The organism is Pseudomonas sp. RGM 3321, assembly GCF_022836805.1.
Taxonomy (GTDB): Bacteria; Pseudomonadota; Gammaproteobacteria; order Pseudomonadales; family Pseudomonadaceae; genus Aquipseudomonas.
This window is the reverse complement of the sequence record NZ_JALHBH010000090.1, coordinates 35601-57187: the sequence shown is the minus strand read 5'-3', so window position 1 is coordinate 57187 and position 21587 is coordinate 35601. Positions and strand designations below refer to the sequence as shown.

Below are 21587 nucleotides of genomic sequence, written 5' to 3'. Positions count from 1 at the left end.
GCATTGATACCACGCCATTCTGAAAGCAAACTTAATGGCGCAGTGCTATTTGATTATCAGCTATGTGGCTGCCGTCCTGGCTCAGTGCTTGCGAAACGAATAGAACAGGTTCGGTTCGCTGACCATGTACAGCGTACCGGCCTCATCGAGGGCCACGCCTTCTGCGCGCGGAATTGTATCCTTCAAACCATTCATGCCGCCCAACAATGTCATGAAGCTGACCTGCTCGCCCTGTTCGTCGACTTCCAGCAACATGTGCGAATCGGCAGACAGCGCGAGCATGTGGCCCGTGCGCGGGTCGATGCTCAGCGAGGACAGATTGCGCATGTCCAGCGAGCGACTCGATAGCGGCTGCTTGTCGCCTGCCAGCACGTCGCTGCCATTACTTTTCCAGGTGTACAGCGCGGGAGGTCGCTCCTCGCCCAGTATCAGCTGCTGACGCTGCGGATCCCAGGCGATGCCTTCGAAGCCCTTGTTCTGGTTGGCGGACTTGCCGAGTTCGTACTGGGGGAAATCCGCGATGTTCAGGATGGTGGTGTCTGCATTCACTTTAACGATGGTCAACTTGTGCTGGCGCTCATCGGTGATCGCAATCAGGCCATCGTTCATGACGGCAACGCCTTCCGGATTGCTCCAGCCCACCAGCGGGATCTTGCGCAGTACATCGCCCGTGAGCGTCAACTCCACCAGAAATGCATTCTTGCCCATGACCGCAAACAGCGTTTTGGTGGCCGGGCTGTAGGACAGATCAGAAGCCTCGTCCTTTTCCATGCCCGGCAGCGCCTTGGCATCGATATCTACATGATAGCCAGGCAGCCAGATACTTGCGCTGCGCTCTTCGTTGCTCTCGAACCGTTCCTTGAGCCAAAGCAGCCCGCGATCATCCCAATGCATGATGTGAGACAGGCCATAGCCCAGCACGACAGCCAGCAGCAGCCACGAATACCAACGCGGGGTGCGTATGAAGGCGAAGCGTTTTTTTGCGCGAGGGGGCGTTGAGGCAGGAAGGGCCATTCAAGTATTCCTGAGCAGATGAGACTTCATGACGACATGGGTGCCCGCGAGGGTCGGCGGGATTATCCAGAGCAGGTGTGAAAAAAACGCAAAATCGACCGAACTATCAACCACCGGATAAACAAAAGCCACCCGAGAATGACCTCGCGTGGCTTTGGGTACTGCATCAAGCGGCTGCGCAGTTAGCGAACGACGCTGCTGAACGGCGCCTGCCCAACCAGCTCCAGGACGATTTCGTCACCGGCCTCAAATGGCCCCACGCCAGCAGGCGTGCCGGTCATGATCAGGTCACCGGCCTGCAACGAGAAGTTGGCTGCCATGTGCTGGATCATCGGCACGATCGGGTTGAGCATCATGTTGCTGTTGCCGTCCTGAACCACCTTGCCATTGAGGGTCAGGCGGATACCGATGTCCTCAAGATCAGGGAAGGTCTCGGCGGGCACGAACGGCGGGATCACCGCAGCGCCGTCGAAACACTTGGCCAGCTCCCACGGCAGGCCTTTCTCACGCAGACGCGACTGGACATCACGCAACGTCAGGTCCAGACCAGGCGCAAAGCCGCTGATCGCGTCGAGTACTTCTTCGCGCGAAGGGTTCTTGCTCAGGGGCTTGCCGATCAACACCACGATCTCGGCTTCGTAATGCACCGAACCGCGGTCTGCAGGGATGGTGAAGCCACCCTCCAGCGCAACCACCGCGCTGCCGGGCTTCATGAACAGCAGCGGCTCGGTAGGCACCGCGTTGCCCAGTTCCTTGGCGTGCTCGGCGTAGTTACGCCCGATGCAGACCACTTTACCCAGCGGGAAGTGAATGTTGGTGCCATCGACATATTTGTGCTGGTAGCTCATGACGTCTCCTGAGGCTGTAAGAGGTAGCCTGCTTATTGTTGCGACCTTGTTGTTGCGACGGATCAAATGGTTGTGGCAGCTCAAACGGCGAATATTTTCCCCGGATTCATGATGCCATTGGGGTCGAACACCGCTTTCAACGCCTTCATGTATTCGATTTCGACCGGCGAGCGACTGTACGTCAAATAGTCGCGCTTGGTCATCCCGACCCCGTGCTCGGCGGAAATCGAGCCGTTGTACTTTTCTACGGTCTCAAATACCCATTTGTTGACCTTCGCACATTTGACGAAGAACTCGTCCTTGTCGAGGCTTTCGGGCTTGAGGATGTTCAAGTGCAGGTTGCCGTCGCCGATGTGGCCGTACCACAGCACTTCGAAGTCCGGATAGTATTTGGCGACGATGGCATCGATTTCAGCCAGAAATTCCGGCACTTTCGAGACAGTGACCGAGATGTCGTTCTTGTACGGGGTGAAGTGCGAGATGGTTTCGGAGATGTATTCGCGCAGCTTCCACAGGTTGCGCAACTGCTGTTCGCTCTGGCTCATGACCCCGTCCAGCACCCAGCCCTGCTCCACGCAATGCTCGAAGGTCGTCAGCGCCTGATCGGCAAGGTCTTCGGTGGTCGCCTCAAACTCCAGCAGCACATAGAACGGGCATGGCGTGTCGAAGGGCGACGGTACGTCACCGCGCGCCATGACGCGGGCGAAGGATTTGTCGGAGAAGAACTCGAACGCCGTCAGGTCGAGCTTGCCGTGAAAGGCATGCAGCACCGGCATGATCGAGTTGAAGTCAGAGGTGCCCAGCACCATCGCGGTGAGGTTCTTCGGCGCACGATCAAGGCGCATGGTGGCTTCGACAACAAAACCCAGCGTGCCCTCGGCACCGATGAACAGTTGTCGCAGGTCGTAGCCGGTGGCGTTCTTGATCAGGTCCTTGTTCAGCTCCAGCAGATCGCCCTTGCCGGTGACCACTTTCAGGCCCGCGACCCAGTTGCGGGTCATGCCGTAGCGAATGACCTTTATCCCGCCAGCATTGGTGCCGATATTGCCGCCGATCTGGCTGGAGCCCGAAGAGGCAAAGTCGACCGGGTAATAAAGGCCGCTTTCTTCAGCCAGCGCCTGCAACTGGCGAGTGATCACACCAGGCTGACAGACTGCCGTACGGTCGGTCAGATTCAGCTCCAGCACCTGATTCATGTAGTCGAACGAAACGACCACTTCACCGTTGGCTGCCACTGCTGCCGCAGAAAGCCCGGTGCGCCCGCCAGACGGCACCAGCGCCACACGCCGCTGGTTGGCCCAGCGCACGATCGCCTGCACCTGTTCAGTGGTCTTGGGGAACACGATAGCCAGTGGCGCGGGGGTGAATTGTTTGGTCCAGTCCTTGCCGTAAGTCTGCAGAGAATCGGCATCGGTCAGCACCTTGCCGGTGTCAACCAGGGTCTGCAGCTCATCAATCAAAGCACGATCAGTCATGGACTCAACTCTCGAACAATTCATGGGCATCCTGAGAACGGTTCACGTTACGGGATGAGGTTTCGCGGGGCTCATATGCTAGCATACGCCCCCCGTGAGTCGTGCCCAGAGCCGAACCGGGCACCCCCTGCCAATTTTCTTCGGGACACAGGTTTACGCAGATGAGCAAGACTTCCCTCGACAAGAGCAAGATCAAGTTCCTTCTTCTCGAAGGCGTCCATCAGTCCGCTGTCGACGTCCTCAAGGCGGCCGGCTACACCAGCATCGAGTACCACACCAAGTCTCTGCCGGAAGCCGAACTGAAAGAAAAGATCGCCGACGCACACTTCATCGGTATCCGCTCCCGCACTCAGTTGACTGAAGAGCTGTTCGATTGCGCCAAGAAACTGGTTGCCGTCGGCTGCTTCTGCATCGGCACCAACCAGGTTGACCTCAATGCAGCGCGTGAGCGTGGTATTGCAGTGTTCAATGCGCCCTACTCCAACACCCGCTCGGTCGCGGAACTGGTGCTGGCCGAAGCGATCCTGCTGCTGCGCGGTATCCCCGAGAAGAACGCTTCCTGCCACCGTGGCGGCTGGATCAAAAGCGCGGCCAACTCTTTCGAAATCCGTGGCAAGAAGCTCGGCATCATTGGCTATGGCTCGATCGGTACGCAACTGTCGGTGCTGGCCGAAGGCCTGGGCATGCAGGTGTACTTCTACGACACGCTGACCAAGCTGCCACTGGGCAACGCGACTCAGGTGTCCAGCCTGAACGAGCTGCTGGGCATGTCCGATATCGTTACCCTGCACGTGCCGGAAACCTCGGAAACCCAGTGGATGATCGGCGAAAAAGAAATTCGCGCGATGAAAAAGGGCAGCATCCTGATCAACGCGGCTCGCGGCACAGTGGTTGAGCTGGACGCCCTGGCCGACGCGATCAAGGACAAACACCTGATCGGCGCTGCAATCGACGTGTTCCCGGTCGAGCCACGCTCGAACGACGACATCTTCGAAAGTCCGCTGCGTGGCCTGGACAACGTGATCCTGACCCCGCACATCGGCGGTTCCACTGCCGAAGCGCAGGCTAACATCGGTCTGGAAGTCGCGGAAAAGCTGGTCAAGTACAGCGACAACGGTACGTCGGTGTCCTCGGTCAACTTCCCGGAAGTGGCCTTGCCTGCTCACCCTGGCAAGCATCGCCTGCTGCACATCCACGAAAACATCCCGGGCGTGCTCAGCGAGATCAACAAGGTCTTCGCCGAAAACGGCATCAACATCTCCGGTCAGTTCCTGCAGACCAACGAGAAAGTCGGTTACGTGGTCATCGACGTCGACGCCGAATACTCGGACCTTGCCCAGGCCAAGCTGCAACAGATCAAAGGCACCATCCGCAGCCGCGTTCTGTTCTGATCGCCGTGATCAGCGTGCCCATGCTCTGCATGGGCGCGCATTCCGTTACAAGCCCCCTCAAGATAGGACGCAGAGCGTCCAGAACTGCATGCCCACGCGGAGCATGGGCACGATAAGTGTTCTTCCAGGCATGGGCACGATAAGTGTCTTCCGAAGACCTATCGCTCCTCAAGCTACAGCGTGGCAATGCCATTCGTGACGCTCTGCGTCACACAAGCACTGACAGCCCTACTTCACATTGATCGTGATCTTCTTCGACTCGACCGAAGGGTTCAGCGGCATGTGGCCTTTGTCGCCCATCAGCAATTGCAATGTGTGCTGACCAGGCGGCAGGTTGATTTCGGTTTCGGTCTGGCCCATGCCGAAGTGGCGGATGTTGTCACTGACCGGCAGCGGCGCATTCATCGCTGGCTGGTCGTTCACGTCGATCAGCAGGTGATGGTGACCGGTCTCGGGAACATCCACACCCGCAGGTGCGACGCCCATGCCTTTGAGACCGAATTGCACCTTGAACGGTGATGTCACGGTTTCACCGTCCTTGAGCGAGATGATGTACACCTCGGCGCCTTCAGGGGATGCAGCGCGTGGCATATCGGCGGCGCTGACCAGCATGGATGCGCTGAGCAACAGGCCCGCGACCATCGTTCCAGAAAATAAGGATTTCATGATTGCTCCGATTGCAGTTGACGTAAGTCGACCCTCACTCAACAAATCCGTCGGTTCAGGAGTGCTCACGATAGACCGCAGCCGGGCTCAATGGCTCACTGCATTGATGAAACAGTTTTCATGAACGGGCTACAGTTCACTGGAACAACTCATTGCCGCGGCGCCTGAACCAGCCTGTCAGTGACAGTCGATCACGGCTGGCAGGCATGACTTCGTGGGGAATATCACCGGACAGAAAAACCACCAGGCAGCCGCCTGTAGGCTGGACGTCGTAAGCTACATCGTCCTTGAGGTACATGCGCAACTGGCCGCCATGCTCAGGCAGCCAGGCATTGTTGAGGTAGAGCACCGCCGACACCATGCGCTTGTCATCATCACGAAAGCGATCCACATGCCTGAGGTAGCGGGCACCCGGTGGATACAGCGCAAAATGGCTTTCGTAATCCTCCAGCCCCAGAAAAAGGCCGCGATTGAGCGCCTGACGCAAGCTGTCCATCAATTCCAGATAGCTGTCGCAACACTGCACCTGCCCCGCTTCAAGCCACTGAATGCGGTCACCACGAATGCCTTCGCGTATTTCCTGCGCTGCACCCTTGCCAATAGCGGCAGGCTCGAGCTCACCTTCGGCAGCACGTTTTCGGCACTCTTGCTCAAGTTCAAGAGTCAGAGCTTCGGGCAGAAAAATATTCTGCTGCGACCAGCCGTTGGCGGCCAGGTCGTCGACGATTCGCAACAGCAGTGGGTGGTCAGAGGGTATGCGCATGGCGTGCATAGTATCGATAAGCCATGAAATCCGACAGAGGCGTATACATGCGGTATCACACGCGGGAGATTTCACTCGCTGGCGGCACTCATAACTCGACAAATCCACGCTAACACCCGGAGAATAGCGGCCTGCCGACAGGAGTCCCCAATGCGTCGTTTGTTTGTTTTGCTGTTGATGTTCTGCACCTCCCCTGCCTGGGCAGACAGCTACGATCAGTTGTACAAGGCCGCAGGCTGGCCGGAACAGCGCGCGCATTTCAACGATGCTCTCAAGGCTGCCCAACAGCGCTACAGCAACAACCTGCCGCCTGCGGTTTATCAAGCGCTGGTCAATAACAGCAATCAGCGTTTTTCCCCACAGGCCATGGACCAGCGCGCGTCCAGGCGCCTGCGTGAAAGCCTCAAGGACCCCACACCGTCGCTGCAATTCTTTCAGTCACCGCTGGGCCGCAAGATCGTCAACGCCGAGCTGACCGCCACCCGCGCCGACCAGTTGGCCAAGCACGCGCAAGGGCTGCCACATATAGAAGCGGATGCCACGCGTCAGCTGCTGATTGGCCACCTGGCCCAGGCGCTGCCAGCCAGACAGGCCGGTGCGGAAGTCAGCCTGGCCATCGCAGGCGTTGCCGCCGACAGCCTGAGCCAGATGATTCCCGGCCTGTTGGGCGGCGGTCAGGCGCAAGGCATGCTCGAAGGCCAGCGCGAACGCTTGATGGCGCAGATCAGCGCCGACCTGAACAACACGCTGCTGTACGTCTACCGTGACCTGTCCGACCCTGAACTTGAAGAGTTCTCGACCTTCGCCGAGTCACCGGAAGGCAAAGCCTATTATCAGGCCGCACTGGCTGCGATCCGCGCCGGACTGGCGGTTGGGCAAAGTGCGTCGAGCCTGAATCCCGGACAGTAAAAACCGTCAGGCCCTCAAGCGCCTGAGGTCAAAGGAATGGACACCATCGTATGAAAGACTCATTGGCTTTGCTCGCCACCGGTATCGTAATGGCCTTTTTCGCCTGGCTGTTCTGGAGTTCTCTGGGGCAGGACGCCTTTGCCGTGTTTGGGGCGCTGATGCTCGTCGTACTGGCCGTCGAAAACTCTCGCCTGCGCAGACAGGTAAAGGCGCTGCAGGCCGGCAAGGCTGAAAAAGTCTAACGAAATCGCCCTTTGAGGAAATCAAAGTACCGAGCTCGCAGCTCCGGCGATTCGTTGGCCAGATGATGCCGAGCGTGCCCCAGCATCAGGATTTGCGGCTGGCTGAACTTGCCTTTCAGAACCGTGAGGTTGTGAGACCAGTCGACCGTCATGTCTGCGTCACCTTGAATGATCAACGGGCTGCGCAGGCTGCGCGGCGCGCGCTCAATACGCACGATCCATTGCGACAACGCGCCGACCCAGGCAGTGGGCAGGCGACGCGGCTGTAAAGGGTCCGCCAGGAGAAAAGGCAGGAACGCAGGCGCATTGGAGTTTTCGGTGAAACGCCGGGCAATGCCGTTTACGAACGGTTTGAGCAGGTGATAACTCAACCGCGACCATCCCCAGGCCCTTGGCCTGACCAGCGGTGCCAGCAGGATCACCTCACCTTGCGCAGGCGTGTCATGCCCCTGATGAAGCAGGTGATCGGTCACGATGGCCCCACCCATGCTTTGTCCGCACAGGTGCCAGGGATGCGGAAGCCCAAGGCCTTCGGCTTCAAGCAGCAGGCGTTGCAGCACGAGTTGATACTCGGCGAAGTCATTGATACAGGCCCGACTGCCGCTAGACAGGCCATGGCCCGGCAAGTCGCAGGCGATCACGGCGAACCCCTGCTCCAGCGCCCACTCGATGACATGCCGGTATAGCCCCATGTGGTCGTAAAAACCGTGAAACAGAAACAGCGTGGCGACCGGGCTGTCAGGCATCCACACCTGCCCGACAACCTCGTAGCCCGCGACATCGAGGCGCCCCAGCCAGCTGCGTATGACGTTTTCGCCACACAGTCCGGCAAGACCGTAGAAGCGTTGATAGGCCAGTCCGTCCATGGAAAGCGGGTCGATGATATTCAGCGGCAGCAGGCTGGCGCGCAGTTTATCGGGGTCAAACGTGGCGGACATGTGGCTTCCAGATTCCGGCAAGCGGTAAGTAAAATTGTGTAACGATATTCTTCTGTATGCTCCGGCATGGCAAGCTAAGCGGCTGTAATCGCAGACATCTGTCATCGAACGTGCACATTGTTGTCTGCACACTGGGCGATGCTCGCGAATTCACCCGCCCGAATTCGCCCTGAAGCCGTTTCAAACCGGCTCGTGTGTCGGGTTTCATCGAGTCAACTGCGTCACAACGATAGTCTCCATTCCTGCCTACGCCATTTACAGAGAAACCGGATGAAACGCAGCCTCTTCATTCTAGCCATCATCATCGCCCTGCTTGCGGGTGGCGCGGGCTGGTACGTAAATAGCAAACTGCCGGTACGTGATGGCGAGATCGCCATGAGCCGTCTTCAGGCCCCCGTCACCCTGCGCTACGACGAGCGTGGCGTGCCGCACATCCGGGCAGAGAACGAAGCAGATCTGTATCGAGCGCTGGGTTATGCCCATGCTCAGGACCGGTTGTTCCAGATGGAAATGCTGCGGCGTCTGGCGCGTGGCGAACTGGCGGAAATACTCGGGCCGAACCTGGTCGAGACCGACAAACTGTTTCGCACGCTGCGCATTCGCGAGCATGCCGACGCGTATGTCGCACGCCAGGACAAGAACACCCCGACCTGGAAAGCGCTGGAAGCCTACATCGACGGCGTCAATCAGTATCAGGACACCCACGCACGACCGATGGAGTTCGACGCGCTGGGTATTCCCAAGCGGCGCTTCACTACCGAAGACACCGTCAGCATCGGCGGCTATCTGGCGTACAGCTTTGCGGCAGCGTTCAGAACCGAACCATTGCTGACGTATGTGCGCGATCAACTGGGCCCGCAATATTTGAAAGTGTTTGATCTGGACTGGCATCCGGACGGCATGCTCGGTTCTAAACCGGCATTGGCCAGCGCCGACTGGAAAGGCCTGGCGCAATTGGCCCAGTTGAGCCACAAGGCGCTGGAAGGCGCAGGTCTGCCGCAGTTCGAGGGCAGCAACGCTTGGGTGATTTCCGGCAGCCGCACGCAAAGCGGCAAACCGATACTGGCGGGCGACCCGCACATCCGCTTCTCGGTGCCTTCGGTGTGGTACGAAGCACAGCTTTCTGCGCCGGGCTTTGAGCTTTATGGGCACTTCCCGGGGCTCAATCCGTTCGCGTTTCTGGGCCACAACATGGATTTCGGCTGGAGCCTGACCATGTTCCAGAACGATGACGTGGACCTGATCGCCGAGAAGACCAATCCTGATAACCCCAATCAGGTCTGGTATCACGGGCAATGGGTGGACATGACCCGCACCGAGCAGCAGATAGCAGTCAAAGGCCAATCGCCAGTCCCGTTGACCCTGCTGGAGTCGCCGCACGGCCCTATCGTCAACACCGTGATGGGCAAGAATGCCGGGCAGACGCCGATTGCCATGTGGTGGTCATTTCTGGTGTCTGCCAACCCGGTACTGGATGGTTTCTACGAAGCCAACCGCGCAGACACGCTGGAGAAGATGCGCAGCGCCGCCGAGAAGATCCAGTCACCGGGCCTCAACATTGTCTGGGCCAATGCCAAAGGTGACATCGGCTGGTGGGCTGCGGCGCAACTGCCGATTCGTCCGCAAGGCGTCAACCCGAGCTTCATCCTCGACGGCAGCACCGCGCAGGCGGACAAATCGGGCTTTTACCCGTTCAGCGCCAACCCGCACGAAGAAAACCCGGCGCGTGGTTACATCGTGTCCGCCAACTTCCAGCCGCTGTCGCCGACCGGCATGCAGATTCCCGGCTATTACAACCCGGCCGAGCGTGGCCAGGAGCTTAACCGGCAACTGAGTGACGCCACCATCAAGTGGGACCTGGCCACCAGCAAGGCGCTGCAACTGGGCACGCAGACCGACTATGCACCGAGCATTCTCAGGCCATTGATTCCGGTACTGCGCAGCGTTGTCAGCGACCCGGACGAACTGGCACTCGTGGAGCGACTGGCCAGTTGGAAAGGCGATTACCCTGTCGATTCGGTAGGCGCCACGCTGTTCAATCAGTTCCTGTTCGACCTGACCGAAGAGACCTTCCACGACGAACTGGGCGACGCGATGTTTGAAACCCTGCTGTCGACCCGCGTACTGGACGCCGCACTGCCGCGTCTGGCCGCCGACGCCGATTCGCCGTGGTGGAACAATCGCAATTCACCCCATGAAGAAAGCCGCGCCAATACCGTCAAGGTAGCCTGGCGAGCCAGCGTGTCGCACTTGCGGTCGCTGTACGGCACCAACCCGGATGAATGGGTGTGGGGCAAGGCGCACACCCTTACTCAGGGCCACCCGATGGGGTCGCAAAAGCCGCTGGACATGATCTTCAACGTTGGCCCGTATGCAGCGCCGGGCACTCATGAAGTGCCGAACAACCTGTCATCCAGCATCCGCCCTGCCCCATGGCCCGTCGGCTACGGCCCCTCGACCCGCCGCCTGATCGACTTCGCCGACCCGGCGCACAGCCTGGGGATAAATCCGGTGGGACAAAGCGGCGTGCCGTTCGACAAGCATTATTCGGATCAGGCCAAGGCGTTTGTGAGTGGCGAGTACCTGCCACAGCGCTTCAGCGAGAAGGACGTGGCAGAGCATACGGAAGGGGTTTTGCGGCTGGTGCCGGGGGCGTAGCGACACTCTCTGTGCCGAACCAGGAAATGAGGCTTGCTCGCGAACTGTCGGGAACCGACAGTGAAACCTTCACGTACGGTACATCAGGCACAACCGGGGTCGCTGGTTTTGCTGCCGGTCCCCGGCAGTTCGCGAACAAGTTCGCTCCTACGCCCTGCGGGCAGCATCAGGAGCGGACTTGCGTATCGCTCACGCAATCAGGTCTTCACGCCGCCGGAGCACGCCTTGGGTCTGGTTGTTTCCAGGCGTCTGCCGCGCTTTCCTCGATGGCTTGCTGGATAGCACGCTTGCGGCTGTTTTCCGCGCGACGGGTGAAGAACCAGACCAGGAAGGTTGCCAGTGAGACCGCCAGCAGGATCAGGCTGGCAACCGCATTGATCTCAGGTTTAACGCCCAGTCGCACGGCGGAGAACACTTCCATCGGCAAGGTTGTCGAGCCCGGCCCGGAGACGAAGCTGGCGAGCACAAGGTCGTCCAGCGACAGCGCAAACGACATCATGCCACCGGCTGCCAGTGACGGTGCGATCATCGGGATGGTGATCAGCAAGAACACCTTCCACGGACGCGCCCCCAGGTCCATCGCCGCCTCTTCGATCGACAGGTCCAGCTCACGCAGCCGCGCCGAGACCACAACTGCCACGTAGGCCGCGCAGAACGTCGTGTGCGCGATCCAGATGGTCATGATCCCGCGCTCCTGCGGCCAGCCAATCATCTGCGCCATAGCCACGAACAGCAGCAACAGCGAGAGGCCGGTGATCACTTCGGGCATTACCAGCGGAGCCGTGACCAGCCCGCCAAAGAACGTCCGACCCTTGAAGCGGCTGATGCGGGTCAGCACAAACGCAGCCATGGTCCCCAGCGCCACCGCAGCAACGGCGGTGTAGCAGGCGATCTCCAGCGAGCGCATCACCGAGCCCATCAGTTGCGAGTTATCCAGCAGGCCGACGTACCATTTCACCGACCAGCCGCCCCAGACCGTCACCAGTTGCGAGGCGTTGAACGAGTAGATGACCAGAATCACCATCGGCGCATAGATGAACAGTAAACCCAGAACCAGCATCAGGTTCGAGAATCGAAAGCGGTTCATGCCTTGCCCTCCAGTTCTTTGGCCTGACTGCGGTTGAACAGGATAATGGGCACGATCAGCACCAGCAGCATGATGACCGCCAGCGCCGAAGCCACCGGCCAGTCACGGTTGTTGAAGAATTCCTGCCACAGCACGCGGCCGATCATCAGGGTTTCCGGGCCGCCGAGCAGCTCGGGAATCACGAACTCACCGACCACCGGAATGAATACCAGCATGCAGCCGGCGATCACGCCGTTCTTGGACAGCGGCACGGTGATTTTCCAGAAGCTGTTGAAGGTGCTCGAACCCAGGTCGGACGCGGCTTCCAGCAGGCTGGTGTCGTGCTTCACGAGGTTGGCGTACAGCGGCAAAATCATGAACGGCAGGTAGGAATAGACCACGCCGATGTACACCGCCAGGTTGGTGTTGAGGATCTGCAACGGCGCGTCGATCAGGCCCAGCCACATCAGGAAGGCATTGAGCAGCCCGTTGTTGCTGAGAATGCCCATCCAGGCGTAGACGCGGATCAGGATCGCGGTCCAGGTCGGCATCATGATCAGCAGCAACAGTACGGTTTGCAGATCTTTACGAGCGCTGGCAATGGCATAAGCCATCGGGTAGCCGATCAGCAGGCACAGCAAGGTGCTGATGAAGGCCATTTTCAGCGAGCCCAGATAGGCCGAAACATACAGGTCATCGCCACTGAGCAAGGTGTAGTTGGCGAAGTTGAGGACCATCTGCAGCTTTTCATCGGCGTAGCTGAAGATCTCGGTGTATGGCGGGATCGCGACGTCGGCTTCGGCGAAGCTGATCTTGAGTACGATCAGAAACGGCAAGGCAAAGAACAGGAACAGCCAGAGGAACGGCACGCCGATGACCATCTGCCGCCCGTTGGGCTTTATGCGCTCGAAGGCGCGCTTGATCTTGCGGATTTTCATGAGCGCAGTACCACGCCGCTGTCGTCTTCCCACCACACGTAGACTTCATCGCCCCAGGTAGGCCGCGCGCCCTGACGCTCGGCGTTGGCGACGAACGACTGCACCAGTTTGCCGCCCGGCAGCTCGACGTAGAACACCGAATGACCGCCCAGGTAGGCGATGTCGTGGACCTTGCCGCGCGACCAGTTGTATTCGAAGCTGGGTTGCTCAGTGGTAACCAGCAGTTTTTCCGGACGCAAGGCGTAGGTGATGTGCTTGTCTTCCACCGACGTACTGACGCCGTGGCCGACATAGATATTGCGCTCCAGCTCGGGGCTGCGGATCAGCGCATGGCCTTCCATGTCCTCGATCACTTCGCCTTCGAACAGGTTGACGCTGCCGATGAACTCGCAGACCAGACGGCTGGTCGGGGTTTCATAGATATCGATCGGGCTGCCGATCTGCGCGATCCAGCCAAGGTGCATGATTGCGATGCGCTCGGCCATGGTCATGGCCTCTTCCTGATCGTGAGTCACCATCACGCAGGTCACGCCGACGCGCTCGATGATCTCCACCAGTTCCAGCTGCATCTGCGAACGCAGTTTCTTGTCCAGCGCGCCCATCGGCTCGTCGAGCAGCAACAGCTTGGGCTTTTTGGCCAGCGAGCGTGCCAGGGCCACACGTTGACGCTGGCCGCCGGAGAGCTGGTGCGGCTTGCGCTTGGCGTACTGGGTCATCTGCACCAGCTTGAGCATTTCCGCCACACGAGCTTCGATTTCCGGCTTGGCCAGCTTGTCCTGTTTCAGGCCAAAGGCGATGTTGTCCGCGACGGTCATGTGCGGGAACAGCGCATAGGACTGGAACATCATGTTGATCGGCCGTTCGTACGGAGGCATGTCGGTAATGTCGACGCCGTCGAGGTAGATACGCCCCTCGGTCGGGCGCTCGAAACCGGCCAGCATGCGCAGCAGTGTGGACTTTCCGGAACCGGAGCCGCCAAGCAGGGCGAAGATCTCGCCCTTTTTGATCTGCAGGGACACATCGTCCACCGCAATCGTCTCGTCGAACTTCTTCGTAACCCGATCAATCTTGACCAGCACCTCTTTGGGTTGCTGACCGCCTTCGAGGGCTTTCTTGTAGGCGCCGGAGGCAACTGCCATTGGTGAAACTCCCAACAGGTAGGCAACCCGGCCAATACGGCCGGGTGCTGGATTTTTATTTGCCCGACTTGACCTTGGTCCAGCTGCGGGTCATCAGACGTTGCACCTTGGGGGGCAACTCGCTGTTCACGAACAGGCGGTCCAGCACTTCCTGAGGCGGGTAAACCGCTTCATCGGTACGGATGCTCTGGTCCATGAACTCGCCGGAGGCGGGATTGGGGTTGGCGTAGCCGACTTCATCGCTGACCTGGGCGATCACCTTGGGGTCAAGCATGTAATTGATGAAGGCGCTGGCTTCCTTGATGTTTTTCGAATCAGCCGGAATAGCCAGCATGTCGAACCACAGGTTGCCGCCCTCTTTCGGGATGCTGTAAGCGAGCTTCACGCCTTTGCCTGCCTCTTCTGCGCGAGCCTTGGCCTGGAACACATCGCCCGAAAATCCTGCGGCAACACAGATGTCGCCATTGGCCAGATCAGTGATGTATTTGGACGAGTGGAAATAGGTCACGTAAGGACGAATCGCCATGAGTTTGGCTTCGGCCTTCTTGTAATCGGCTTCCTTGGTGCTGTTGGGGTCCAGCCCGAGGTAGTTGAGCACCGCTGGCAACATTTCATCGGCAGAATCAAGAAACGCTACGCCACAGCTGGAGAGCTTCTTGATGTTCTCCGGCTCGAACAGCACGGCCCAGGAGTCGATCTTGTCGACGCCCAACACGGCCTTGACCTTTTCGACGTTGTAACCGATGCCGTTGGTACCCCACAGGTACGGCACGGCGTACTGGTTACCCGGATCGTTCTTCTCCAGACGCTTGAGCAGCGCCGGGTCGAGATTCTTGTAGTTGGGCAGCAGCGACTTGTCGAGCTTCTGGAACGCACCCGCCTTGATCTGCTTGCCGAGGAAGTGATTGGACGGCACCACCACGTCATAGCCGGTGCGTCCGGCCAACAGCTTGGCTTCAAGGGTTTCGTTGGAGTCGAACACGTCGTACATCGGCTTGATGCCGGTCGCGGCTTCGAAGTTCGCCAGGGTGGTCTTGCCGATGTAATCGGACCAGTTATAAATATGCACGGTGGATTCAGCCTGAGCACTGATCGACAGTGTCAGCCCGGCAGCCGCCAGCAAGGCTTTGGAAAAAATAGAAATAGACAAAGAATGAGTCCTTTTAACAGAGGGGCCTGAGCGCCGGAGGGCGTCCGGAAAACCAAACCGGCGCGCAACTTACCGTCTATGCGTCCAACCAGCAAAGGTTTAGGCAATATTCCTGTCTGCTGGAGGCTGCGCGGCCAAGGCTACGCAGCATCCACAGGTTTGATTACAGGCTTATTTACCTGACTTTATCTTGGTCCAGCTGCGGGTCATGATCCGCTGTGTGGCAGCAGGCAGGTCCGCGATTGCATACAGTTTGGCCTGTACGTCGGCAGGCGGATAAACGCCAGGGTCACTGGTGATTTCCTTGTCGACCAGCGCCGTTGCTGCCGCGTTACCGTTCGGGAAGCGCACTGCGTTGGTGATTTCAGCCATGATTTCGGGCTTCATCAGGAAGGTCATGAACTTGTAGGCACCTTCGACGTTTTCGGCATCCTTGGGAATGGCGACCATGTCGTAGAAGCTACCGGCACCTTCTTTGGGAATGTTGTAAGCGACTTTTACCTTGCCACCGGCTTCGGCAGCACGGGATTTGGCCTGGTAGATATCACCCGAGTAACCGACCGCTACGCAGATGTTGCCGTTGGCCAGGTCCGAGATGTACTTGGACGAGTGGAAATAGCCAATCGACGGACGAATCTTCATGAACAGCGCTTCAGCTTCGGCGAGCTGCTTCTTGTCCTGCGAGTCGGTCGGGTAGCCCAGGTAATGCAGGGCAATCGGCAGCATTTCGGTCGGCGAGTCGAGGAAGCTGATGCCGCACGACTTCAGCTTGGCAGCGTTCTCGGGCTTGAACAGCAGGTCCCAGGAATTGACTGGCGCGTCAGCACCCAGAGCGGCCTTGACCTTGTCCGGGTTGATGCCGATACCGATCGACCCCCACATGTACGGGAATGCGTGCTTGTTGTCCGGGTCGCTGACCGACACGGCCTTGAGCAGTGATTCGTTGAGGTTCTTCCAATTCGGCAGCCTGGACTTGTCCAGCTCCTGATAAACGCCAGCCTTGATCTGCTTGGCGAGGAAGTTGTTGGATGGCACGACCACGTCATAGCCGGATTTGCCAGCGAGCAATTTGGCCTCAAGCGTCTCGTTGCTGTCGAAAACGTCGTAGACCACCTTGATGCCCGATTCTTTCTCGAACTTGGCAACGGTGTCCGGAGCGATGTAATCGGACCAGTTATAGACGTGCAGCACTTTATCATCGGCCTGCGCAGCGGCGGCCACAACGCCCATCAGGGACAGCGCGAGAAGGGTCTTGCCAAATTTTTTCATGCGTAGCTCCAATGTATTTTTATCACTGACCGTCAGTTAGCGGCTTGTAGCCATTAGTCTGGCAACTTCCAGGGCAGGCTTTCAAGCCGAAGCCCCCTCAAACAATGCACATTGCGCTTGAATCGACGCTTTTTTTGGCATTTTCAGCCCTGCAACACCGCCAGCGTCAGATCCAGGCATTTGCGCGCCTTCTCTACCAGCTCATCGATTTCCGCAAAACTGATCACCAGTGGCGGCGCAATGATCATCGTGTCGCCCACGGCCCGCATGATCAGGCCATTAGCGAAGCAGAAGGTTCGACAGATCATCCCAGCGCCCTTGTCGGTATAGCGCTCGCGGGTGGTCTTGTCCTTCACCAGTTCAATGGCCCCGAGCAGCCCGACACCCCGGACTTCGCCCACCAGCGGATGATCGCTCAACTCACGCAAACGCTTTTGCAAATACGGTGCCGTTTCCGACCTGACCCGTTCGACGATCTTTTCTTCGCGCAGGATACGTATGTTCTCCAGCGCAACGGCTGCCGCCACCGGGTGCCCGGAGTAGGTAAAGCCATGATTGAAATCGCCGCCCTCATTGAGCACCGCAACGATTTCATCGCGCACGATCAGGCCACCCATCGGCACGTACCCGGAGGTGAGCCCTTTGGCGATGGTCATCATGTCGGGTTTGAGGCCGTAGAAATCGCTACCGAACCACTCACTGGTGCGGCCGAAGCCACAAATCACCTCATCGGCAGCGAACAGGATGTCGTAGCGGGAAAGAATTTCCTTGATCTTCGGCCAGTAGGACTCGGGCGGCACGATCACACCGCCTGCGCCCTGAATCGGCTCGGCAATGAACGCACCGACGTTCTCGACGCCCAGCTCGAGAATTTTCTTTTCCAGTTGCTCGGCTGCCCAGACACCGAACTCGTCAGGCGTCATGTCGCCGCCCTCGCCGAACCAGTAGGGCTGAGGAATGTGGACAATACCCGGAATCGGCAGGTCGCCCTGCTCGTGCATGTAGGTCATGCCACCCAGACTGGCACCGGCGACAGTGGAGCCGTGGTAGCCATTGACGCGACTGATGATGGTTTTCTTGTTCGGCTGGCCTTTCAGCGTCCAGTAATGACGAACCATGCGCAGCATCGTGTCATTACCTTCGGAGCCTGAACCGGTGAAGAACACGTGGTTCATGCCCTGCGGAGCGATTTCGGAAATGGCTTTGGCCAGCTCCAGCACTGGCGGGTGGGCGGTCTGGAAAAACAGATTGTAGTAAGGCAGCTCACGCATTTGTTTGCTGGCTGCGTCGGCCAGTTCTTCGCGGCCATAACCGATGGCCACACACCACAGGCCAGACATCCCATCGAGGATCTTGTTGCCCTCGCTGTCCCACAGATAAACGCCCTCGGCACGGGTGATGATGCGCGGGCCTTTCTCTTTCAATTGTTTGTAGTCGCTGAACGGTGCCAGGTGATGCTCGCTGCTCAGGGCCTGCCATTCGAGGGTTTGCGGGTTGTTGGCACTCATGCAGCACTTCCTTTCATTCAGGTCAGTTAGCAGAGCGCCGCGCATCAATCGCGGCGGCGCTCTGCGCGATCAGACGGCGAAAAGCAGGAATTCCCGCTCCCACGAACTGATCACGCGCTTGAAGTTTTCATGCTCGGCGCGCTTGACCGCGACGTAACCGATGATGAATTTCTTGCCCAGGTATTTTTCGATGGTCTTGCTGTTTTCCATGCGTTCCAGCGCGTCTTCGATGGTCAACGGCAGGCGTAGATTGCGTCGCTCGTAACCCCGTCCGACCACCGGTGCGCTCGGGTTGATGCCTTCGACCATGCCGATGAAGCCGCACAGCAGACTGGCGGCGATGGCCAGATAAGGGTTGGCATCGGCACCCGGCAGACGGTTTTCCACGCGACGGTTCTGCGGCACGGCATCCGGCACACGCAGGCCGACGGTGCGATTCTCTTCGCCCCACTCGACGTTCACCGGCGCCGAGGTGTCAGGCAGAAAGCGGCGGAACGAGTTGACGTTGGGGGCGAACAGCGGCAACAGCTCGGGAATGAACTTCTGCAGACCACCGACGTGGTTCAGAAACAGCTCGCTCATGGTCCCGTCTTCGTTGGAGAAGATATTCTTGCCGGTCTCGATGTCGATGATGCTCTGGTGCAAGTGCATGGCACTGCCCGGCTCGCCGGTCATCGGCTTGGCCATGAAGGTCGCCGCGACGTCGTGCTTGAGGGCGGCTTCGCGCATGGTGCGTTTGAACACCAGAATCTGGTCGGCCAGCGACAGGGCATCACCGTGACGGAAGTTGATTTCCATCTGCGCCGTGCCGTCTTCGTGGATCAGCGTGTCCAGGTCCAGGTTCTGCAGTTCGCACCAGTCATAGACGTCTTCGAACAGCGGATCGAATTCGTTGGCAGCTTCGATCGAGAACGACTGACGGCCGGTTTCCGGACGCCCGGAGCGGCCGATCGGTGGCTGTAGCGGGTAGTCCGGATCGTCGCTACGCTTGGTCAGGTAGAACTCCATCTCCGGCGCCACGATTGGCTGCCAGCCCTGATCGGCGTAGAGCTTGAGGACCTTCTTCAACACGTTGCGCGGCGACAGCTCGATGGGGTTGCCCTGCTTGTCGTAGGTGTCGTGAATCACCTGCGCAGTGGGCTCGACCGCCCAGGGCACCAGATACACCGCGTTCTGGTCGGGACGGCAGATCATGTCGATGTCTGCCGGGTCCAGCAGCTCGTAGTAAATATCGTCTTCTACGTAGTCGCCGGTCACCGTCTGCAACAGCACGCTTTCAGGCAGACGCATGCCTTTTTCAGCGATGAACTTGTTGGTCGGCGAGATCTTGCCGCGGGTGATGCCGGTAAGGTCGGACATCATGCATTCGACTTCGGTAATCTTGTGTTCTTTCAACCAATCGGTGAGCTGGTCGAGGTTGGTACTCATAAATACCTCAGGGTTTTATTGTCCTGATCGTGATCAGGCGTTCCAGACGCATCGGCGTCATGTTGTACAACTCGTTTCGGCAGACGCCGATTAGGGGTAAGGTGACAGCTGCGGGGCCGGATTTCCAGACGGCCGCAGTCACACTGACGAAGCCGTTATAGTGGTAATGTCGAGCATTGAGAGTAGAGCAGACTGGCTTAGATAGCCGTTCAGGGATGTCGCAAGGTGTGGCAACCCGCCACGAGCACCGATATCACAGGCATGATGAGCGCTGTACGGGCTTGATAATCGCGTGTCGACCAGGGAAAGGTGAAGCATTGGACCCCCGCTATTGTTGCTCTACTGGGTTGCGATCGAGCTTAGCCTCGTTCATTTTTTTATACAACAACCCGTTAAAAATAGAAGACAGGCCGCTCTAGCTCGTATTTAACAACGGTCAGAAACGGAATAAAACGCCCTAAATAGCGGCAAAAAAAGCCATATGGCGCAGTTTTAGGGCAAAAAAAGGCTCTATTGACTTCATCATGGCTTTCGGATTGACTGAGATCCGCAATCATTGATGATTGATATTTTTAACAACAAAGGTGTTGCATCATGTCGGTACCCCCGCGTGCCGTTCAGCTTAACGAAGCGAACGCGTTCCTTAAGGAACATCCTGAGGTTCTGTACGTTGACCTTCTGATTGCAGATATGAATGGTGTGGTGCGTGGCAAACGCATCGAACGCACCAGCCTCCATAAGGTTTACGAGAAGGGCATCAACCTGCCTGCCTCTTTATTTGCTCTGGATATCAATGGCTCCACGGTGGAAAGCACCGGCCTGGGCCTGGATATCGGTGATGCTGACCGAATCTGTTATCCCATCCCCGACACCCTGTGCAACGAGCCATGGCAAAAGCGCCCTACCGCGCAATTGCTGATGACCATGCACGAACTCGAAGGCGACCCGTTTTTCGCCGACCCGCGTGAAGTATTGCGTCAGGTCGTCGCCAAATTCGACGAAATGGGCCTGACCATCTGCGCCGCGTTCGAGCTGGAGTTCTACCTGATCGATCAGGAGAACGTGAACGGTCGCCCACAACCGCCCCGCTCGCCTATTTCCGGCAAACGCCCGCATTCGACACAGGTCTACCTGATCGACGACCTCGACGAATACGTCGACTGCCTTCAGGACATACTCGAAGGTGCGAAGGAGCAAGGCATTCCTGCCGACGCCATCGTCAAGGAAAGCGCCCCAGCCCAGTTCGAAGTCAACCTGCATCACGTCGCCGACGCGATCAAGGCGTGCGATTACGCCGTATTGCTCAAGCGCCTGATCAAGAACATTGCCTACGATCACGAGATGGATACGACCTTCATGGCCAAACCCTATCCGGGTCAGGCGGGTAATGGTCTGCATGTCCACATCTCGATTCTGGATCGCGATGGCAAGAATATCTTCACCAGCGAGGATCCCGAGCAGAACGCCGCATTACGTCACGCAATCGGCGGTGTGCTCGAGACCCTGCCGGCACAAATGGCCTTCCTGTGCCCGAACGTCAACTCGTATCGTCGGTTCGGTGCTCAGTTCTACGTGCCCAACTCGCCCACTTGGGGCCTCGACAACCGCACGGTAGCCGTTCGTGTACCGACCGGCACCGCAGATGCCGTGCGTATCGAACACCGCGTTGCCGGTGCCGATGCCAACCCTTATCTGGTCATGGCTTCCGTACTGGCAGGCGTGCACCACGGCCTGGTCAACAAGGTCGAGCCTGGCGCCCCGGTAGAAGGCAACTCGTACGAGCAACACGAACAAAGCCTGCCGAACAACCTGCGCGACGCATTGCGCGAGCTGGACGACAACCCGGTCATGGCCAAGTACATCGATCCGAAATACATCGACATTTTTGTCGCCTGTAAAGAGAGCGAGCTGGAAGAGTTCGAACACTCCATCTCCGACCTCGAGTACAACTGGTACCTGCATACGGTCTGATTGAGGCCGAGTAACACAAAACGCCGCAGGCCTTGAGCCTTGCGGCGTTTTGGTTTGGCGTGCATGCCCTCCCCCGGACACCTGTCGTTCCTCACGCTCCAGCGTGGGAGCGATAATCATATGGCCGCACGCTTATCGTTTCGCACGCTCCAGCGTGAGAATGCAGTTCGTGACGCTCCGCGTCACACAGTGGAGCGTTGACGCCTACTTCAGG

The 21587-nt window shown here is 58.5% G+C and carries 18 protein-coding genes; 5 read left to right on the top strand and 13 right to left on the bottom strand.

Going from position 1 to position 21587, the window contains the following annotated elements; translation table 11 throughout:
* Positions 1–81: 81 nt before the first annotated feature.
* The 3 genes from RGM3321_RS04375 to RGM3321_RS04365 form a co-directional block, all read right to left on the bottom strand.
* Positions 82–1014 carry an SdiA-regulated domain-containing protein gene (locus tag RGM3321_RS04375; RefSeq protein WP_244391751.1) on the bottom strand — a complete coding sequence of 311 codons (933 nt, stop codon included), beginning with the start codon at positions 1012–1014 and terminating at the stop codon, positions 82–84.
* 182 nt (positions 1015–1196) lie between these two features.
* The gene (locus RGM3321_RS04370; protein WP_244391750.1) at positions 1197–1862 is read right to left on the bottom strand and encodes a fumarylacetoacetate hydrolase family protein; all 666 of its coding nucleotides are present in this window, start codon (positions 1860–1862) and stop codon (positions 1197–1199) included.
* Between the two features lie 80 nt (positions 1863–1942).
* On the bottom strand, positions 1943–3337 hold the full coding sequence (locus tag RGM3321_RS04365) for an FAD-binding oxidoreductase (RefSeq protein WP_244391749.1): 1395 nt from the start codon (positions 3335–3337) through the stop codon (positions 1943–1945).
* A 161-nt stretch (positions 3338–3498) separates the two neighbouring features.
* Between RGM3321_RS04365 and serA the strand changes: the two genes are divergently transcribed.
* Positions 3499–4728, top strand: a complete 1230-nt coding sequence (gene serA / locus RGM3321_RS04360; protein WP_002555754.1) for a phosphoglycerate dehydrogenase — start codon at positions 3499–3501, stop codon at positions 4726–4728.
* Positions 4729–4956: 228 nt separating this feature from the next.
* Here serA and RGM3321_RS04355 read toward each other — a convergent pair whose 3' ends face one another.
* Together RGM3321_RS04355 and RGM3321_RS04350 are read right to left on the bottom strand one after the other, a co-directional pair.
* A complete protein-coding gene (locus RGM3321_RS04355) occupies positions 4957–5394 on the bottom strand; it encodes a DUF4399 domain-containing protein (RefSeq protein WP_244391748.1) in 438 nt (145 codons plus the stop codon).
* A gap of 136 nt (positions 5395–5530) precedes the next feature.
* Entirely contained in the window at positions 5531–6166 is a 636-nt protein-coding gene (locus RGM3321_RS04350) for a 2OG-Fe(II) oxygenase (protein ID WP_244391747.1), read from the bottom strand.
* A gap of 141 nt (positions 6167–6307) precedes the next feature.
* On the opposite strand from RGM3321_RS04350, the gene RGM3321_RS04345 reads away from it, so the two are divergent.
* Complete coding sequence (locus RGM3321_RS04345) at positions 6308–7066, top strand: DUF2059 domain-containing protein (protein ID WP_244391746.1); 759 nt, start codon at positions 6308–6310, stop codon at positions 7064–7066.
* A 50-nt stretch (positions 7067–7116) separates the two neighbouring features.
* Complete coding sequence (locus RGM3321_RS04340; RefSeq protein WP_054096875.1) at positions 7117–7308, top strand: hypothetical protein; 192 nt, start codon at positions 7117–7119, stop codon at positions 7306–7308.
* Here the strand turns inward: RGM3321_RS04340 and RGM3321_RS04335 are convergent.
* Complete coding sequence (locus tag RGM3321_RS04335; RefSeq protein WP_244391745.1) at positions 7305–8246, bottom strand: alpha/beta hydrolase; 942 nt, start codon at positions 8244–8246, stop codon at positions 7305–7307. The genes RGM3321_RS04340 and RGM3321_RS04335 overlap by 4 nt on opposite strands.
* Before the next feature lie 270 nt (positions 8247–8516).
* On the opposite strand from RGM3321_RS04335, the gene RGM3321_RS04330 reads away from it, so the two are divergent.
* On the top strand, positions 8517–10904 hold the full coding sequence (locus tag RGM3321_RS04330; protein ID WP_244391744.1) for a penicillin acylase family protein: 2388 nt from the start codon (positions 8517–8519) through the stop codon (positions 10902–10904).
* 205 nt (positions 10905–11109) lie between these two features.
* Here RGM3321_RS04330 and RGM3321_RS04325 read toward each other — a convergent pair whose 3' ends face one another.
* The 7 genes from RGM3321_RS04325 to RGM3321_RS04295 form a co-directional block, all read right to left on the bottom strand.
* Entirely contained in the window at positions 11110–11991 is an 882-nt protein-coding gene (locus tag RGM3321_RS04325) for an ABC transporter permease subunit (protein WP_244391743.1), read from the bottom strand.
* The gene (locus tag RGM3321_RS04320) at positions 11988–12908 is read right to left on the bottom strand and encodes an ABC transporter permease subunit (RefSeq protein WP_003372160.1); all 921 of its coding nucleotides are present in this window, start codon (positions 12906–12908) and stop codon (positions 11988–11990) included. Before RGM3321_RS04320 ends, RGM3321_RS04325 begins: the two co-directional genes overlap by 4 nt.
* Positions 12905–14047, bottom strand: coding sequence for a polyamine ABC transporter ATP-binding protein (gene potA, locus RGM3321_RS04315; RefSeq protein WP_244391742.1), 1143 nt, complete (start codon positions 14045–14047; stop codon positions 12905–12907). The genes RGM3321_RS04320 and potA overlap by 4 nt, the downstream gene beginning before the upstream one ends.
* Before the next feature lie 55 nt (positions 14048–14102).
* Entirely contained in the window at positions 14103–15197 is a 1095-nt protein-coding gene (locus tag RGM3321_RS04310; protein WP_244391741.1) for a polyamine ABC transporter substrate-binding protein, read from the bottom strand.
* 171 nt (positions 15198–15368) lie between these two features.
* A complete protein-coding gene (locus RGM3321_RS04305) occupies positions 15369–16466 on the bottom strand; it encodes a polyamine ABC transporter substrate-binding protein (protein ID WP_244391740.1) in 1098 nt (365 codons plus the stop codon).
* A 143-nt stretch (positions 16467–16609) separates the two neighbouring features.
* Positions 16610–17974, bottom strand: coding sequence for an aspartate aminotransferase family protein (locus RGM3321_RS04300; RefSeq protein ID WP_244391739.1), 1365 nt, complete (start codon positions 17972–17974; stop codon positions 16610–16612).
* A gap of 69 nt (positions 17975–18043) precedes the next feature.
* Complete coding sequence (locus tag RGM3321_RS04295) at positions 18044–19402, bottom strand: glutamine synthetase family protein (RefSeq protein WP_002555767.1); 1359 nt, start codon at positions 19400–19402, stop codon at positions 18044–18046.
* A gap of 594 nt (positions 19403–19996) precedes the next feature.
* Between RGM3321_RS04295 and RGM3321_RS04290 the strand changes: the two genes are divergently transcribed.
* Positions 19997–21373, top strand: coding sequence for a glutamine synthetase family protein (locus RGM3321_RS04290; protein WP_003413528.1), 1377 nt, complete (start codon positions 19997–19999; stop codon positions 21371–21373).
* Positions 21374–21587 lie beyond the last annotated feature (214 nt).

Coding starts and splice junctions, on each gene's coding strand:
- RGM3321_RS04375 (WP_244391751.1), bottom strand. CDS start 1,014: ATGGCCCTTCCTGCCTCAACGCCCCCTCGCGCAAAAAAACGCTTCGCC.
- RGM3321_RS04370 (WP_244391750.1), bottom strand. CDS start 1,862: ATGAGCTACCAGCACAAATATGTCGATGGCACCAACATTCACTTCCCG.
- RGM3321_RS04365 (WP_244391749.1), bottom strand. CDS start 3,337: ATGACTGATCGTGCTTTGATTGATGAGCTGCAGACCCTGGTTGACACC.
- serA (WP_002555754.1), top strand. CDS start 3,499: ATGAGCAAGACTTCCCTCGACAAGAGCAAGATCAAGTTCCTTCTTCTC.
- RGM3321_RS04355 (WP_244391748.1), bottom strand. CDS start 5,394: ATGAAATCCTTATTTTCTGGAACGATGGTCGCGGGCCTGTTGCTCAGC.
- RGM3321_RS04350 (WP_244391747.1), bottom strand. CDS start 6,166: ATGCACGCCATGCGCATACCCTCTGACCACCCACTGCTGTTGCGAATC.
- RGM3321_RS04345 (WP_244391746.1), top strand. CDS start 6,308: ATGCGTCGTTTGTTTGTTTTGCTGTTGATGTTCTGCACCTCCCCTGCC.
- RGM3321_RS04340 (WP_054096875.1), top strand. CDS start 7,117: ATGAAAGACTCATTGGCTTTGCTCGCCACCGGTATCGTAATGGCCTTT.
- RGM3321_RS04335 (WP_244391745.1), bottom strand. CDS start 8,246: ATGTCCGCCACGTTTGACCCCGATAAACTGCGCGCCAGCCTGCTGCCG.
- RGM3321_RS04330 (WP_244391744.1), top strand. CDS start 8,517: ATGAAACGCAGCCTCTTCATTCTAGCCATCATCATCGCCCTGCTTGCG.
- RGM3321_RS04325 (WP_244391743.1), bottom strand. CDS start 11,991: ATGAACCGCTTTCGATTCTCGAACCTGATGCTGGTTCTGGGTTTACTG.
- RGM3321_RS04320 (WP_003372160.1), bottom strand. CDS start 12,908: ATGAAAATCCGCAAGATCAAGCGCGCCTTCGAGCGCATAAAGCCCAAC.
- potA (WP_244391742.1), bottom strand. CDS start 14,047: ATGGCAGTTGCCTCCGGCGCCTACAAGAAAGCCCTCGAAGGCGGTCAG.
- RGM3321_RS04305 (WP_244391740.1), bottom strand. CDS start 16,466: ATGAAAAAATTTGGCAAGACCCTTCTCGCGCTGTCCCTGATGGGCGTT.
- RGM3321_RS04300 (WP_244391739.1), bottom strand. CDS start 17,974: ATGAGTGCCAACAACCCGCAAACCCTCGAATGGCAGGCCCTGAGCAGC.
- RGM3321_RS04295 (WP_002555767.1), bottom strand. CDS start 19,402: ATGAGTACCAACCTCGACCAGCTCACCGATTGGTTGAAAGAACACAAG.
- RGM3321_RS04290 (WP_003413528.1), top strand. CDS start 19,997: ATGTCGGTACCCCCGCGTGCCGTTCAGCTTAACGAAGCGAACGCGTTC.